The following is a 16775-nucleotide window of genomic DNA, read 5'->3' as shown; positions in this document are numbered from 1 at the left end:
CCTAATAAGAGATCACAATAGAACAGATCTCTCTATATAAAGATCTTCTTTTTAATACCCGGGATCCCAACGCTTTCTCCCTGAGCTAAAGTTGAGTAGAATCCACGGCCCGGGCTTCAATTCCTTTCTAACCGCTTTACGCGAGGCAATTCACCATGTTTTATCCGGATCCTTTTGACGTCATCATCATTGGCGGGGGTCATGCAGGCACTGAGGCCGCGATGGCCGCAGCGCGTATGGGTCAACAAACCCTGCTTTTGACACACAATATCGACACGCTGGGGCAGATGAGCTGCAACCCTGCCATTGGCGGTATTGGGAAAGGACACCTGGTGAAGGAAGTGGATGCCCTTGGCGGTTTAATGGCAAAGGCCATCGATCAGGCCGGTATTCAGTTTAGGATACTAAACGCGAGCAAAGGACCTGCGGTACGGGCGACCCGTGCGCAGGCCGATCGCGTGCTCTATCGTCAGGCCGTTCGCATGGCGCTGGAAAACCAGCCGAATCTGATGATCTTCCAGCAGGCGGTTGAAGATTTGATCGTCGAAAACGATCGTGTGGTCGGTGCGGTAACCCAGATGGGACTTAAATTCCGGGCTAAAGCGGTCGTTCTGACCGTCGGAACCTTCCTTGACGGTAAAATTCATATCGGTCTGGACAACTACAGCGGCGGTCGTGCGGGTGATCCGCCGTCAATTCCGCTTTCACGCCGTTTGCGTGAGCTGCCTTTGCGCGTCAGCCGTCTTAAAACCGGTACGCCTCCGCGTATCGATGCCCGTACTATCGACTTCAGCGTCCTGGCGCAGCAACATGGCGATGACCCAATGCCGGTCTTCTCGTTTATGGGCAATGCGGCTCAGCATCCGCGTCAGGTACCTTGTTACATCACCCATACCAACGAAAAAACCCATGATGTGATCCGTAATAACCTCGATCGTAGTCCCATGTACGCCGGGGTGATCGAAGGGATCGGCCCACGCTATTGCCCGTCGATCGAAGATAAGGTGATGCGCTTTGCGGATCGTAATCAGCATCAGATCTTCCTGGAGCCGGAAGGAATGACCTCGAACGAAATTTATCCTAACGGGATCTCCACCAGCCTGCCGTTTGATGTGCAGATGAAAATCGTGCGCTCAATGCAGGGGATGGAAAACGCAAAAATCGTTCGTCCCGGCTACGCCATTGAGTACGATTTCTTCGATCCTCGTGACCTGAAGCCGACGCTGGAAAGCAAATATATCCAGGGGCTGTTCTTTGCCGGGCAGATCAACGGCACAACCGGTTACGAAGAGGCCGCTGCACAGGGACTGCTGGCAGGTCTCAATGCGGCACGCGCCTCTGCCGAAAAAGAGGGATGGGCACCTGCGCGTTCAGAGGCTTACCTGGGCGTGCTGGTGGACGATCTCTGCACGCTGGGTACCAAAGAACCTTACCGCATGTTCACTTCCCGCGCCGAATACCGTCTGATGCTGCGTGAAGACAATGCTGACCTGCGTCTGACGGAGAAAGGCCGTGAGCTGGGCCTGGTGGACGATGAGCGCTGGGCTCGTTTCAATGAGAAACTGGAAAGCATTGAGCGTGAACGTCAGCGTCTGAAATCAGTCTGGGTGAATCCAACTTCAGAAACCGCTCCGGAAGTGAATAACAACCTGACGGCACCGCTGTCACGCGAAGCCAGCGGTGAAGATCTGCTTCGTCGTCCGGAAATGACCTATGCGCAGCTGGTTCAGCTGACCGCATTTGCGCCAGGACTGGAGGATGCCGAGGCTGCCGAACAGGTTGAAATCCAGGTCAAGTACGAAGGCTATATCGCACGCCAGCAGGATGAGATTGAAAAACAACAGCGGAATGAAAATACGCTGCTGCCAGCTTCTCTGGATTATCGGCAGGTGAGTGGGCTATCCAACGAAGTGATCGCCAAACTTAACGATCACAAACCGGCTTCCATCGGCCAGGCGTCGCGTATTTCTGGTATCACGCCTGCGGCGATCTCCATTCTGCTGGTGTGGCTGAAAAAACAAGGCATGCTGCGCCGCAGCGCTTAACGTTTTGCTGATTGCCCGGCGGCATTGCGCCTGCCGGGCAATATTTCCCTGGAGGATGAGTTTCAGGCCATCCGCAGACTTCGCTAACAGGTACCCACTGTGCTTAACAAACTTTCCCGCCTGCTGGATGAAGCAGGTATTTCGCTCACCGATCACCAGAAAACTCAGCTTGTTGCCTATGTGGAAATGCTGAACAAGTGGAACAAAGCTTACAATCTGACCTCGGTACGCTCACCCGATGAAATGCTTATCCGCCATATTCTCGACAGCATTGTGGTCGCTCCTTATCTGCAGGGAACTCGTTTTATCGACGTGGGGACCGGGCCGGGCCTGCCGGGGATCCCGCTCTCTATCGTACGTCCTGAGTGCCATTTCACACTGCTGGATAGCCTGGGCAAGCGCGTGCGCTTTTTGAAGCAGGTTCAGCATGAGCTTAAGCTCGACAATATCACCCCGGTGCAAAGTCGGGTTGAGGATTTCCCTGCGGAGCCACCGTTTGACGGCGTGATTAGCCGTGCGTTTGCATCCTTAACGGATATGGTCAACTGGTGCCGCCATTTGCCTGGGCAGAATGGACGATTTTATGCACTTAAGGGATTGATTCCTTCCGAGGAAATGGAGCAATTACCGCCTGATCTGAGCGTTGAATCGGTGGTTGAATTAACCGTTCCTCATCTCGAGGGCGAACGGCATTTGATTACCGTTAAGCTAAACTAAATTTAATCTCCCTCAAAAAATGTAGAATTTGTGCTGTTTTTAGATTGTTAAAAAACGGCACCAAAAACAGTGATACGTTCGGTTACATTTAACGGAGTTGTCACCTGTGTTTTTCCAGATTTTAACGCTTAGTTTTTTGTTAACAGTTAAAATAGTCAACTGCGAAAATATCAGGCTGCTAAAAATCGGCGTCGTGACCGGATCGCTGTTGTTAAAAAATTATTATAAATGTCAATGAAAGGTTTTTTATGTGTGCCGAGCTGTTTTAAAAAGAGTTGTGGATAATCATTCGTAATATCAAAACCTTGAAATGGCATATTTTCTGAGAGGCCATCATCAGGCGAACGCATAAATGTTTAATTTGTGATCTGGTACGCACTTTAATCGCAGGGTTTTCGCGTTATTTGGGATTTTGCTTAAAGGTTCACAGTTTGCTGAAAAGTTGAAAAACAGACCCGTGGCAAAATATTTAAACATTTATTCACCTTTTCGCTACTTATTGTTTGAATTCACGGGGCCGCACCGTATAATTTGACCGCTTTTTGGTGCTTGACTCCGGGCGTTAAAGAACGTTTTATACGACACGCGGCATACCTCGAAGTGAGCAGGAGTGAATACGATGTCGGTGTCGCTTTTAAGTCGAAACGTTGCTCGCAAGCTTCTGCTTATTCAGCTTCTGGCAGTGATTATTTGTGGAACGCTGTTTAGCCTCAAAGACCCTTTCTGGGGCGTCTCCGCCGTGTGCGGAGGAATGGCAGTATTTTTGCCAAATATGTTGTTTATGATTTTTGCCTGGCGTCATCAGGCGCATACACCTGTTAAAGGCCGCGTAGCCTGGTCCTTCGCCTTCGGTGAAGCGTTTAAGGTGTTGGCGACATTCGTGTTGCTGGTGGTGGCGCTGGCGGTTTTCAGGGCGGTTTTTTTACCGCTGATAGTCACGTGGGTTTCGGTGCTGGTTGTTCAGATACTGGCACCCGCTGTAATTAACAACAAAGGGTAAGAGGCATCATGTCTGCAGGAGAAATCTCAACACCGCAGGAGTATATAGGACACCATCTGAATAACCTTCAGTTGGACCTGCGTACTTTCTCGCTGGTGGATCCGCATAACCCCCCGGCCACATTCTGGACGCTCAACATTGACTCCATGTTTTTCTCAGTGGCTCTGGGTCTGTTGTTCCTGGTCATGTTCCGTAGCGTAGCCAAAAAGGCGACCAGCGGCGTACCAGGGAAATTCCAGACCGCAATTGAGCTGGTCATTGGTTTTGTCCACGGTAGCGTGAAAGACATGTACCATGGCAAAAGCAAGCTTATTGCGCCGCTGGCCCTGACGATTTTCGTCTGGGTATTCCTGATGAACCTGATGGATTTGCTGCCTATCGACCTGCTGCCGTACATCGGCGAGCACATCTTTGGTCTGCCTGCGCTGCGTGTGGTGCCGTCTGCTGACGTGAACATCACGCTGTCTATGGCCTTAGGCGTATTTATCCTGATTCTGTTCTACAGCATCAAAATGAAAGGCCTGGGTGGCTTTGCTAAAGAGCTCACACTCCAGCCGTTCAACCATCCGGTGTTTATCCCGGTCAACCTGATCCTGGAAGGTGTTAGCCTGCTGTCCAAACCGGTTTCTCTCGGTCTGCGACTGTTCGGCAACATGTACGCCGGTGAGTTGATTTTCATTCTGATTGCTGGTCTGTTGCCGTGGTGGTCACAGTGGATCCTTAATGTGCCGTGGGCCATTTTCCACATCCTGATTATTACGCTGCAAGCCTTCATTTTCATGGTTCTGACGATCGTTTATCTGTCGATGGCGTCTGAAGAGCATTGATTTTTAATAACACTACTACGTTCTAACTGAAACAATCTGGAGACTGTCATGGAAAACCTGAATATGGATCTGCTGTACATGGCTGCCGCTATTATGATGGGTCTGGCGGCAATCGGTGCTGCGATCGGTATCGGCATCCTCGGGGGCAAATTCCTGGAAGGCGCAGCGCGTCAACCGGATCTGATCCCTCTTCTGCGTACTCAGTTCTTTATCGTTATGGGTCTGGTGGATGCAATCCCAATGATCGCTGTAGGTCTGGGTCTGTACGTGATGTTTGCTGTCGCGTAGTAAAAAGTTGCTTAACAGCAAATATTTAAGAACTTTAACCAGATAAGAGGCATTGTGCTGTGAATCTAAACGCAACAATCCTCGGCCAGGCCATCGCGTTTGTCCTGTTCGTTCTGTTCTGCATGAAGTACGTATGGCCGCCATTAATCGCAGCCATTGAAAAACGTCAGAAAGAAATTGCTGACGGTCTTGCTTCCGCTGAACGGGCTAAAAAGGACCTGGACCTTGCACAGGCCAATGCGACCGACCAGCTGAAAAAAGCGAAAGCTGAAGCTCAGGTCATCATTGAGCAGGCGAACAAACGCCGTGCTCAGATCCTGGACGAAGCGAAAGCAGAAGCCGAGCAGGAACGTACTAAAATCGTGGCGCAGGCGCAGGCGGAAATTGACGCTGAACGCAAACGTGCTCGCGAAGAGCTGCGTAAACAAGTGGCTCTGCTGGCTGTTGCCGGCGCCGAGAAGATCATCGAGCGTTCCGTGGATGAAGCTGCTAACAGCGACATCGTGAATAAACTGGTCGCTGAACTGTAAGGAGGAGGGGCTGATGTCTGAATTTGTAACGGTAGCTCGCCCCTACGCCAAAGCAGCTTTTGACTTTGCTGTTGAAAGCCAAAGCGTTGACCGCTGGCAGGATATGCTGGTGTTTGCCGCCGAGGTGACGAAAAACGAACATATGGCAGAGCTTCTCTCCGGTGCGATGGCACCGGAAACGCTCGCGAGTTCGTTTATCGCAGTCTGTGGGGAGCAACTTGACGACAACGGTCAAAACCTGATTCGGGTGATGGCTGAAAACGGTCGTATTAAGGCGCTCCCTGATGTTCTTGAGCAGTTTATTCAATTGCGTGCAGCCAGCGAGGCTATCGCAGAAGTCGAAGTGACTTCCGCGACCGCACTGAGTGAAGAACAGCTTTCGAAAATCAGTGCGGCGATGGAAAAACGTCTTTCACGCAAAGTGAAGCTGAATTGCAAAATTGACAAATCTGTAATGGCAGGCGTAATCATCCGTGCGGGTGATATGGTCATTGATGGCAGCGTTCGCGGCCGTCTTGAACGCCTTGCAGACGTCTTGCAGTCTTAAGGGGACTGGAGCATGCAACTGAATTCCACCGAAATCAGCGAACTGATCAAGCAGCGCATTGCTCAGTTCAGTGTTGTGAGCGAAGCTCATAACGAAGGTACTATTGTTTCTGTTAGTGACGGTGTTATCCGCATTCACGGCCTGGCCGATTGTATGCAGGGTGAAATGATCTCCCTGCCGGGTAACCGTTACGCTATCGCACTGAACCTGGAGCGCGACTCCGTAGGTGCCGTTGTGATGGGTCCGTATGCTGACCTTGCCGAAGGCATGAAAGTTAAGTGTACTGGCCGTATTCTTGAAGTTCCGGTAGGCCGTGGCCTGCTGGGTCGCGTGGTGAACACCCTGGGTGCGCCAATCGACGGTAAAGGTCCGGTTGATAACGATGGCTTCTCGCCAATCGAAGTTATTGCCCCGGGCGTTATCGAACGTCAGTCCGTTGATCAGCCGGTACAGACCGGTTATAAATCCGTTGATGCCATGATCCCAATCGGTCGTGGTCAGCGTGAATTGATCATCGGTGACCGTCAGACCGGTAAAACCGCGATGGCAATCGATGCGATCATCAACCAGCGTGATTCCGGTATCAAATGCGTGTACGTGGCTATCGGCCAGAAAGCGTCCACCATTTCTAACGTGGTCCGTAAACTGGAAGAGCACGGCGCACTGTCCAACACCATTGTTGTTGTGGCTACCGCGTCTGAATCCGCTGCACTGCAATACCTGGCGCCTTATGCCGGTTGCGCGATGGGCGAATACTTCCGTGACCGCGGTGAAGATGCACTGATCGTGTACGATGACCTGTCCAAACAGGCTGTCGCTTATCGTCAGGTTTCCCTGCTGCTCCGTCGTCCGCCAGGACGTGAAGCTTTCCCGGGCGACGTTTTTTACCTCCACTCCCGTCTGCTGGAACGCGCATCCCGCGTTAACGCTGAGTACGTTGAAGCCTTCACCAAAGGTGAAGTGAAAGGTAAAACCGGCTCCCTGACTGCGCTGCCGATTATCGAAACTCAGGCGGGTGACGTTTCTGCGTTCGTTCCGACCAACGTAATTTCTATTACCGATGGTCAGATCTTCCTGGAAACCAACCTGTTTAACTCCGGTATTCGTCCTGCTGTTAACCCAGGTATCTCAGTATCCCGTGTGGGTGGTGCTGCTCAGACCAAGATCATCAAGAAACTGTCCGGTGGTATTCGTACCGCGCTGGCGCAGTATCGTGAACTGGCTGCGTTCTCTCAGTTCGCATCCGATCTGGATGAAGCAACCCGTAAACAGCTGAGCCATGGTCAGAAAGTGACCGAGCTGCTGAAACAGAAACAGTATGCCCCAATGTCTGTTGCACAGCAGGGCCTGGTACTGTTCGCAGCTGAACGCGGTTACCTCGAAGATGTGGAACTGGCGAAAATCGGTAGCTTCGAAGCCGCACTGCTGGCTTACGTCGACCGTGATCACGCTCCGCTGATGCAAGAGATTAACCAGTCCGGTGGCTATAACGACGAAATCGAAGGCAAGCTGAAAGGCATCCTCGATTCCTTCAAAGCAACCCAGTCCTGGTAACGTCTGGCGGCTTGTCTTAGGGCAAGCCGCAAGGCATTGAGGAGAAGCTCATGGCCGGCGCAAAAGAGATACGTAGTAAGATCGCAAGCGTCCAGAACACGCAAAAGATCACTAAAGCGATGGAGATGGTCGCCGCTTCCAAAATGCGTAAATCGCAGGATCGCATGGCGTCCAGCCGTCCTTATGCAGATACCATGCGCAAAGTGATCGGTCACCTTGCGAATGGTAATCTGGAATATAAGCACCCTTACCTGGAAGAACGCGACGTTAAACGCGTGGGCTACCTGGTGGTGTCGACCGACCGTGGTCTGTGTGGCGGCTTGAACATTAACCTGTTCAAAAAGCTGCTGGCGGAGATGAAAGTCTGGTCCGATAAAGGCGTTCAGAGCGACCTCGCGATGATCGGCTCTAAGGGCGTGTCTTTCTTTAATTCCGTAGGTGGCAACGTTGTCGCTCAGGTAACAGGTATGGGGGATCACCCTTCCCTGTCCGAACTGATCGGCCCGGTAAAAGTCATGCTACAGGCTTACGACGAAGGTCGTTTGGACAAGCTTTATATTGTCAGTAACAAATTTATCAACACCATGTCTCAGGTTCCGACTATCACTCAGTTGCTGCCGTTACCGGCTGCAGAAGATGAAGAGTTGAAGCGTAAATCCTGGGATTATTTGTATGAGCCTGATCCAAAAGCGCTGCTGGATACTCTCCTGCGTCGTTATGTTGAATCTCAGGTTTATCAGGGTGTTGTTGAAAACCTGGCCAGCGAGCAGGCCGCACGTATGGTGGCGATGAAAGCCGCGACCGACAATGGCGGCAGCCTGATTAAAGAGCTGCAGTTGGTATACAACAAAGCTCGTCAGGCCAGCATTACTCAGGAACTCACCGAAATCGTCGGTGGTGCATCCGCGGTATAACCAGGTTAATTCGTAGAGGATTCAAGATGGCTACTGGAAAAATTGTCCAGGTAATCGGCGCCGTGGTTGACGTCGAATTCCCTCAGGATGCCGTACCGCGCGTGTACGATGCTCTTGAGGTTAACAATGGTAACGAGAGCCTGGTGCTGGAAGTTCAGCAGCAGCTCGGCGGCGGTATCGTACGTACCATCGCCATGGGTTCTTCTGACGGTCTGCGTCGTGGTCTGGAAGTTAAAGACCTTGAGCACCCGATCGAAGTCCCGGTAGGTAAAGCAACCCTGGGTCGTATCATGAACGTCCTGGGTCAGCCGATCGACATGAAAGGCGACATTGGCGAAGAAGACCGTTGGGCGATTCACCGTGCAGCACCGTCCTATGAAGAGCTCTCCAGCTCTCAGGAACTGCTGGAAACCGGTATCAAAGTTATCGACCTGATGTGTCCGTTCGCGAAGGGCGGTAAAGTCGGTCTGTTCGGTGGTGCGGGTGTAGGTAAAACCGTAAACATGATGGAGCTGATCCGTAACATCGCGATCGAGCACTCCGGTTACTCCGTGTTTGCAGGCGTGGGTGAGCGTACTCGTGAGGGTAACGACTTCTACCACGAGATGACCGACTCCAACGTACTGGATAAAGTATCCCTGGTTTACGGCCAGATGAACGAGCCGCCGGGAAACCGTCTGCGCGTTGCGCTGACCGGCCTGACCATGGCTGAGAAATTCCGTGACGAAGGCCGTGACGTACTGCTGTTCGTAGATAACATCTACCGTTACACCCTGGCCGGTACAGAAGTATCAGCACTGCTGGGTCGTATGCCTTCAGCGGTAGGTTACCAGCCGACGCTGGCGGAAGAGATGGGCGTTCTGCAGGAACGTATCACTTCCACCAAAACCGGTTCTATCACCTCCGTACAGGCGGTATACGTACCTGCGGATGACTTGACTGACCCGTCACCAGCCACCACCTTTGCGCACCTTGACGCAACCGTGGTACTGAGCCGTCAGATCGCGTCTCTGGGTATCTACCCGGCCGTTGACCCGCTGGATTCCACCAGCCGTCAGCTGGATCCGCTGGTTGTTGGTCAGGAACACTACGACACCGCGCGTGGCGTACAGTCCCTGCTGCAACGTTACCAGGAACTGAAAGACATCATCGCCATCCTGGGTATGGATGAACTGTCTGAAGAAGATAAACTGGTGGTAGCGCGTGCTCGTAAGATCCAGCGCTTCCTGTCCCAGCCGTTCTTCGTGGCAGAAGTATTCACCGGTTCTCCGGGCAAATACGTCTCCCTGAAAGACACCATCCGTGGCTTTAAAGGCATTATGGAAGGCGAATACGATCACCTGCCAGAGCAGGCGTTCTACATGGTCGGTTCTATCGACGAAGCCGTGGAAAAAGCCAAAAAACTTTAACGCCTTAATCGGAGGGTGATATGGCAATGACTTACCACCTGGACGTCGTCAGCGCAGAGAAACAAATGTTCTCTGGTCTGGTCGAGAAAATCCAGGTAACGGGTAGCGAAGGTGAACTGGGTATTTACCCGGGTCACGCCCCGCTGCTCACCGCCATTAAGCCTGGTATGATTCGCATCGTGAAACAGCTCGGTCATGAAGAGTTTATCTATCTGTCCGGCGGCATTCTTGAAGTGCAACCGGGCAGCACGACCGTTCTGGCTGATACCGCGATCCGCGGCCAGGATCTCGACGAAGCGCGAGCCCTGGAAGCTAAACGTAAGGCTGAAGAGCACATTAAGAGCTCTCATGGTGACGTGGATTACGCTCAGGCGTCCGCGGAACTGGCCAAAGCGATCGCTAAACTGCGTGTTATCGAGTTGACCAAAAAAGCGATGTAACACCGGCTTAAAGTCAAAAAGCCAGTCTGGTTAGCAGACTGGCTTTTTTTATGGCTGCGTTTCAGTTTATTTGAAATCAAAATGACGTTTTATATTTTTTGTGATTAGCATCACAAAAATGTTGATCGGTTAAAATTTGAGGTGTAGACTTCTTTTTGTGAAGTAAGTCACAAAAAAATCATTCAAACGAACAGGAATACATCATGAAACTGATCAACAAAATCATCGCATTCTTCAACAACATGAACGTTTCTTTCGGTACTTTTAATCTGTAATCACGCTGTACCGCTAACTAAAACGACAACACATGCGGTGTGAACAGAACTGAAAAAAGGTCGCCTGATGGCGACCTTTGTGTTTATCTCCAGCAGACTATTACAGCTTCATGAAGTCCCCGGTGTTAAAGCTTCCATCCGTATTGCGCTGCAGCGGTTGCGGCAAATCCAGTGATTTAAAATCTTTTTCGTTCAGGATCTTGCCGTCTTTATTGACGCTTTTCCCGTCTTCAATAAAAAAGTTTGTGGCGTCTATATTTCCTACCACCGCATCATCATATTTACCCGGTTCGCTGCGCAGAGACAGGTTGCCAGTAAAGGTGCCCTGACTTGCCGCATCGCCATACGGACTTGGGCGGAAGATAAAGTTAAAGCGCAGGTTATTTGCCGCTACGTTATTCGCAACCACCAGTTTGCCTGGGTTGAAGTTATCCGTGAATCCGTCCAGATGATTGCCGACGGCGATACTGTTACGCACCACATGCGCCACCGGCTGCCCTTCGCCACCCAGCTTGAAGCCATTGCTGGTGTTGTTACGGGCAATAGAATTGATAATAGTGACTACGCCATTGGCACCGTCTTCAATTTTATTAAACAGGTCAAAGCCATCGTCAATATTGTCGTGGGAGTAGCATCCCTCAAGGCTATTGCCCTCACCGACGCGCATTTTTACTGCAAAACCATCGGCGTTGATTTTTCCTGCATCCTCATTACTGAAAGACTCTGAGTTCAGGACGCGGTTATGGCTGGCCCACAGTGGACGACCAATCTTATCCGGCGAAGATATCTGGATCCCGGTGTCGTCGTTTTTATAAGCCACCACATTTTCAATCAGGTTATGGCTACCCTGGATCCGCAGGCTCTTATCGGTGATTTCAATCCCTTGCAGATGCCAGTAACTGGCGTCGAGCAGCATGCCGTGGATCACGGCTTTGCCATTCGCTTCCAGCGTTTTCAGTTTGCCTTTCAGACCACTTGCCGACAGCGGGATCTCCGTTTGCGGGTAGTCACCGGCGGCCAGTACGATCTTGCCGCCCGCAGGTACCATGGCTATTGCCGTTGCCAGATCCAGCGGCGCACTGGCGGTGCCATTGGCATCCGCTTTACCCTCAGGTGAAACATGCAGCGTTGATCCGCTTAGCGCAGCAACGCGCTCAACCTTAATGCTCTGCTCAACGGGCGTTTTGTCTTTTCCGCTGGTGGGGGTAAAGATAAGCTGGAAGGTATTCTGCGCCTGCAGTTTTGCCGGAAGAGCGAACATTTCCCCGGCTTTAACCGGTTTATCTGACCCGATCACCACTTCATTTTGTCTGACGCTGAACTGTCCGTCATAGTTGGCGCGAGCCTGAACGACATAGTGCTCAGTGGTGCTTTGGCTGGCGGAAGCAACCTGGACGACCACCGGCCAGGCTTTGGCGACCCAGGGTTTAGAGGGGACGGTCTGGGCGGGGGATGTCGTAAGCGTTGCATCACTGACGGTGATTTTTGCATTACGCGAAGCAAAGAAGCCGACGTAATACTGATTTTTATCCTGGACGGTGACCAAATCTGCATGCGGAACGGTTTTCGTCACCCACTGTTCGCTACCCACCGGCGCCCAGCCGGTAATAAAGCCATCGTTAGTGCGTTCGAGACGCATACGAAAGGTCGGGGTTTTTTGCAGATCCACTTCTTCCTGGTAGCTCTCTTTTTTGATCGACGAACCGGTGTTACCCCACGGCTGGCTGATACCTTCCCGGGCGAAAGCCTGTATTTTTACCCGGTGCGCATCCTTTTTATCCTGGGTCATAATGGCATTCATCACCATATTTGATGCTGCCGGAAACTCTTCATATCCCTCTTTCAATGGCTGCTGACGAGGATTGCCAATGATGTCGCGCACCAGTAGCCCCGCACCTTCCTGCGCTGCCGGTTTAGCGCCATTTTCCGGGCCGAACTGATCGACAGTGACCGTCGCCTGCAACACAAAGTTATTGCTGGCCGGAAGCGTGGTATAGAAGAACGTCAGACCGTCGTGCGAGTTGCCAATCTTGCCGCCACGGCTCTCGATAGTGACAGGTTTATCGAGACCCGCCGTACTCTCAACAGACAATTTCTTGCCGTCGATCGTCACATCGTTAACGCCGATTTTTTCCGGCAGCACGTTGGATGAGAAATTTACATCCGTCGACTGACCGAAAGCAATGGCCTTCCAGACCGCAGATTCAGCGGCTTGAGTGGCAAAGGTAACTGTTGAACAACAGAGGGTCAGAGCCAGAGGTATCTTATTATTCATCTTATTATCCTGAATGAAATTGACCTGATTATAAAGAAACTGAAATGGCGTTTCTTTTTCATACCTCACAATAATTAATTATTAAAACGCTATTTTGTTTTATTGGTTTCTTTATTCATGTGTAAAAAAAACTGAAAAACCATTGAGATAGATATCTGAATGGCTGCTTAGGCGTTTTTTCCGCGACAAGATGGCGTGAAATGGTTGAAAATAGTCGTCAGAATCACCGATTCAGACCGGCGTTGCGTGTTTTCTCTGCATCTCGTTTCATGACGAAAAATATGTAGAATTTTCAACGTCGAAGGGGTTTACTTCTTAACTTAATTTACCGTCAGGATCTGTATGTCAAACAGTGCGATGAGCGTGGTTGTCCTTGCCGCTGGCAAGGGGACGCGCATGTATTCCGATCTCCCGAAAGTTCTGCATACTCTTGCCGGGAAAGCGATGGTGCAGCATGTTATCGATGCTGCTAACCATCTTGGTTCTCGTCAGATCCATCTGGTCTACGGCCACGGTGGCGACCTGTTAAAACAAAAACTGTCTGACAACAATCTCAACTGGGTCCTGCAGGCCGAGCAACTTGGTACCGGCCACGCGATGCAGCAGGCCGCGCCATTCTTCGCTGACGATGAAGATATCCTGATGCTTTACGGCGATGTGCCGTTAATTTCAGCCGCCACCCTGACGCGCCTGCGTGACGCGAAACCGCAGGGCGGCATTGGCCTGCTCACGGTGAAACTCGACGATCCAACCGGCTACGGGCGCATCACCCGCGAGAATGGCCGCGTCAGCGGTATCGTTGAGCAGAAAGATGCCAGCGCAGAACAGCTCAATATTCAGGAAATCAACACCGGTATTTTGATTGCCAACGGCGGCGATTTGAAACGCTGGCTCGCTAAACTCACCAACAATAATGCGCAGGGTGAGTATTACATCACTGACATTATCGGTTTTGCGTATCAGGAAGGGCATGAGATTGCCGCAGTACATCCGCAGCAACTAAGTGAAGTTGAAGGGGTGAATAACCGTCTGCAACTGTCCAGACTGGAGCGCGTGTATCTTGCAGAGCAGGCAGACAAGCTCCTGCTGGCCGGGGTGATGTTACGTGATCCAGCGCGTTTTGATCTGCGCGGCACTCTGACTCATGGGCGAGATGTTGAAATCGATGCTAACGTGATCATTGAAGGTAACGTGACGCTCGGCAATCGCGTCAAAATTGGCGCCGGGTGCGTGATTAAAAACAGCGTGATCGGCGATGACTGCGAAATCAGTCCTTACAGCGTGGTGGAAGATGCCGAACTGGCTGCGGCCTGTACCATTGGCCCGTTTGCGCGCCTGCGTCCTGGCGCGGAGTTGCTGGAAGGGGCCCACGTTGGCAACTTCGTTGAGATGAAAAAAGCGCGTCTGGGGAAAGGCTCAAAAGCCGGTCATCTGAGCTACCTTGGTGATGCGGATATTGGCGACAACGTTAATATTGGCGCTGGCACCATCACCTGTAACTACGACGGCGCGAATAAGCATAAAACCGTGATTGGCGATGATGTGTTTGTTGGATCTGACAGCCAACTGGTGGCCCCGGTGAACGTCGGCAAAGGTGCGACTATTGCCGCAGGGACAACCCTGACCCGTAATGTGGCGGAAAACGAGCTGGTGCTCACGCGAGTCGCCCAGGTGCATAAGCCGGGCTGGCGCCGTCCGGTGAAGAAGAAGTAATTGCTCACTATTTAACTGTCAGACAGGCGTTCGCGCCCATCTGGCGGTCAGGGATGAGGGGATAACATAATCCCCCGCCCGTCAGCAGTACCAAAAAAATAACCCCACTCTCTACAAGGCTCGGGGCGCCCGGAAAACGGGCATACAGGTTGACCGACAACGACAGGCTAAATGCCAAAATCGGAATCAAAAAATATGTGTGGAATTGTTGGCGCTATCGCGCAGCGTGATGTTGCAGAAATCCTTCTCGAAGGTTTACGTCGTCTGGAATACCGTGGCTACGACTCTGCCGGTCTGGCAGTGGTTGACGCACAAGGTCATATGACCCGGCTGCGTCGTCTGGGTAAAGTGCAGATGCTGGCTCAGGCCGCGGAAGAACACCCACTGGTCGGCGGGACGGGTATTGCCCATACGCGCTGGGCAACCCATGGCGAGCCTTCAGAAGGCAATGCGCATCCGCATGTCTCTGAACATATTGTGGTGGTCCATAACGGGATCATCGAAAACCACGAACCTCTGCGCGACCAGTTGAAAGCGCGTGGTTATACCTTTGTTTCTGAAACAGATACCGAAGTTATTGCTCATCTGGTGCACTGGGAGCTGGAACAGGGCGGCACGCTGCGTGACGCGGTGCTGCGTACTATTCCGCAACTGCGCGGCGCCTATGGCACGGTTATTATGGACTCCCGCGATCCGGGCACGTTACTGGCTGCGCGTTCCGGCAGCCCGATGGTTATCGGTCTGGGGATGGGAGAGAACTTTATCGCCTCCGATCAGCTGGCACTGCTGCCGGTAACCCGCCGCTTTATCTTCCTTGAAGAGGGGGATATTGCTGAAGTGACCCGTCGCTCTGTCGCCATCTTCGATAAATCGGGCGCCGATGTGAAACGTGCGGAGATCGAGTCCAACCTGCAATACGACGCAGGCGATAAAGGCGCTTACCGTCACTACATGCAGAAAGAGATTTACGAACAGCCGAACGCGATTAAAAACACCCTGTCCGGGCGTATCAGCCATGGTGAGGTGGATTTAAGCGAGCTGGGTGAACATGCCAATGAACTGCTGAGCAAAGTGGAACATGTCCAGATCATTGCCTGTGGTACCTCGTACAACTCCGGTATGGTTTCCCGTTACTGGTTCGAGTCTCTGGCAGGCGTCCCCTGCGATGTGGAAATTGCGTCGGAATTCCGTTATCGCAAATCCGCTGTGCGCCGCAACAGCCTGATGATTACCCTGTCTCAGTCCGGCGAAACGGCTGATACCCTCGCGGGCCTGCGTCTGTCAAAAGAGTTGGGCTACCTCGGTTCACTGGCCATCTGTAACGTACCGGGTTCTTCACTGGTGCGTGAATCTGACCTGGCTATCATGACCAATGCAGGTACAGAAATTGGCGTGGCATCCACCAAGGCATTCACCACCCAGTTAACGGTGCTGTTGATGCTGGTGGCGAAACTGAGCCATCTGAAAGGGCTGGATGCATCCGTTGAACATGAGATTGTTCATGGGCTGCAAACTCTGCCGAGCCGCATTGAGCAGATGCTGTCGCAGGACAAACGCATTGCGCAGCTGGCGGAAGATTTCTCCGACAAACACCATGCGCTGTTCCTTGGCCGTGGCGATCAGTACCCGATTGCCCTCGAAGGCGCGCTGAAGCTCAAAGAGATCTCCTACATTCACGCTGAAGCTTATGCGGCCGGTGAGCTGAAACATGGCCCGCTGGCGCTGATTGATGACGATATGCCGGTTATCGTTATTGCGCCGAACAATGAGCTACTGGAAAAACTGAAATCCAACATTGAAGAGGTGCGTGCGCGTGGCGGTGTACTCTATGTCTTCGCTGATAAGGATGCCGGTTTTGTCAGCAGCAACAATATGCACATCATCGAGATGCCGCATGTTGATGAAGTGATTGCTCCGATTTTCTACACCGTTCCGCTACAGTTACTGGCTTACCACGTTGCGCTGATCAAAGGCACCGACGTCGATCAGCCGCGTAACCTGGCGAAATCCGTAACGGTAGAGTAATTCTCGAACGCCCTGGCCTGCCGGGGCGTTTTTCTCAAACCCGCTCGCAAAATGTCTCTTTTTTCAGCACCAAAGAGTGACAATCTCAGCCTATCTACTACTTTTTTAGTGTCACAAAAGTAAAATATTGCTGACAACTTACCGTCATTAAGATCAGCATCTTCATGATGCTTCACGCATTTTTAGTCAAATTTCAGTTTTAGTGGTTATTGTCAT

General features: G+C 51.8%; 14 protein-coding genes. 13 read left to right on the top strand and 1 reads right to left on the bottom strand.

Going from position 1 to position 16775, the window contains the following annotated elements:
- The first annotated feature begins 155 nt into the window (after positions 1 to 155).
- The 11 genes from mnmG (at position 156) to ACSZO4_RS07095 (ending at position 10271) form a co-directional block, all read left to right on the top strand.
- Positions 156 to 2045, top strand: coding sequence for a tRNA uridine-5-carboxymethylaminomethyl(34) synthesis enzyme MnmG (mnmG, locus tag ACSZO4_RS07145; RefSeq protein ID WP_437888192.1), 1890 nt, complete (start codon positions 156 to 158; stop codon positions 2043 to 2045).
- A gap of 99 nt (positions 2046 to 2144) precedes the next feature.
- Complete coding sequence (gene rsmG, locus ACSZO4_RS07140) at positions 2145 to 2762, top strand: 16S rRNA (guanine(527)-N(7))-methyltransferase RsmG (protein WP_437888191.1); 618 nt, start codon at positions 2145 to 2147, stop codon at positions 2760 to 2762.
- 619 nt (positions 2763 to 3381) lie between these two features.
- Entirely contained in the window at positions 3382 to 3762 is a 381-nt protein-coding gene (gene atpI / locus ACSZO4_RS07135; RefSeq protein WP_437888190.1) for a F0F1 ATP synthase subunit I, read from the top strand.
- Between the two features lie 8 nt (positions 3763 to 3770).
- Positions 3771 to 4589 carry a F0F1 ATP synthase subunit A gene (gene atpB, locus ACSZO4_RS07130; protein ID WP_437888189.1) on the top strand — a complete coding sequence of 273 codons (819 nt, stop codon included), beginning with the start codon at positions 3771 to 3773 and terminating at the stop codon, positions 4587 to 4589.
- A 48-nt stretch (positions 4590 to 4637) separates the two neighbouring features.
- On the top strand, positions 4638 to 4877 hold the full coding sequence (gene atpE / locus ACSZO4_RS07125) for a F0F1 ATP synthase subunit C (protein WP_004393045.1): 240 nt from the start codon (positions 4638 to 4640) through the stop codon (positions 4875 to 4877).
- Between the two features lie 59 nt (positions 4878 to 4936).
- A complete protein-coding gene (atpF, locus tag ACSZO4_RS07120; protein ID WP_437888188.1) occupies positions 4937 to 5407 on the top strand; it encodes a F0F1 ATP synthase subunit B in 471 nt (156 codons plus the stop codon).
- A 13-nt stretch (positions 5408 to 5420) separates the two neighbouring features.
- The gene (gene atpH, locus ACSZO4_RS07115) at positions 5421 to 5954 is read left to right on the top strand and encodes a F0F1 ATP synthase subunit delta (RefSeq protein ID WP_437888187.1); all 534 of its coding nucleotides are present in this window, start codon (positions 5421 to 5423) and stop codon (positions 5952 to 5954) included.
- A 12-nt stretch (positions 5955 to 5966) separates the two neighbouring features.
- Positions 5967 to 7508 (top strand): F0F1 ATP synthase subunit alpha, encoded by a 1542-nt coding sequence (gene atpA, locus ACSZO4_RS07110; RefSeq protein WP_437888186.1) that lies wholly within the window; start codon positions 5967 to 5969, stop codon positions 7506 to 7508.
- Positions 7509 to 7558: 50 nt separating this feature from the next.
- Complete coding sequence (gene atpG, locus ACSZO4_RS07105) at positions 7559 to 8422, top strand: F0F1 ATP synthase subunit gamma (protein WP_437888185.1); 864 nt, start codon at positions 7559 to 7561, stop codon at positions 8420 to 8422.
- A gap of 26 nt (positions 8423 to 8448) precedes the next feature.
- Positions 8449 to 9831 carry a F0F1 ATP synthase subunit beta gene (atpD, locus tag ACSZO4_RS07100; RefSeq protein ID WP_437888184.1) on the top strand — a complete coding sequence of 461 codons (1383 nt, stop codon included), beginning with the start codon at positions 8449 to 8451 and terminating at the stop codon, positions 9829 to 9831.
- A gap of 20 nt (positions 9832 to 9851) precedes the next feature.
- The gene (locus ACSZO4_RS07095; protein WP_437888183.1) at positions 9852 to 10271 is read left to right on the top strand and encodes a F0F1 ATP synthase subunit epsilon; all 420 of its coding nucleotides are present in this window, start codon (positions 9852 to 9854) and stop codon (positions 10269 to 10271) included.
- A gap of 375 nt (positions 10272 to 10646) precedes the next feature.
- On the opposite strand, the gene ACSZO4_RS07090 is transcribed toward ACSZO4_RS07095, so the two are convergent.
- Positions 10647 to 12821 carry a right-handed parallel beta-helix repeat-containing protein gene (locus tag ACSZO4_RS07090; protein ID WP_437888182.1) on the bottom strand — a complete coding sequence of 725 codons (2175 nt, stop codon included), beginning with the start codon at positions 12819 to 12821 and terminating at the stop codon, positions 10647 to 10649.
- Between the two features lie 342 nt (positions 12822 to 13163).
- On the opposite strand from ACSZO4_RS07090, the gene glmU reads away from it, so the two are divergent.
- Together glmU and glmS are read left to right on the top strand one after the other, a co-directional pair.
- On the top strand, positions 13164 to 14534 hold the full coding sequence (glmU, locus tag ACSZO4_RS07085; RefSeq protein ID WP_437888181.1) for a bifunctional UDP-N-acetylglucosamine diphosphorylase/glucosamine-1-phosphate N-acetyltransferase GlmU: 1371 nt from the start codon (positions 13164 to 13166) through the stop codon (positions 14532 to 14534).
- Between the two features lie 195 nt (positions 14535 to 14729).
- A complete protein-coding gene (gene glmS / locus ACSZO4_RS07080; protein WP_437888180.1) occupies positions 14730 to 16559 on the top strand; it encodes a glutamine--fructose-6-phosphate transaminase (isomerizing) in 1830 nt (609 codons plus the stop codon).
- Positions 16560 to 16775: the final 216 nt, after the last annotated feature.

The sequence above is a fragment of the Phytobacter sp. V91 genome (genome assembly GCF_965644225.1).
Classification (GTDB): domain Bacteria; phylum Pseudomonadota; class Gammaproteobacteria; order Enterobacterales; family Enterobacteriaceae; genus CBFFRJ01.
The sequence above is the reverse complement of the archived record's forward strand: the minus strand, read 5'-3'. Positions and strand labels throughout refer to the sequence as shown.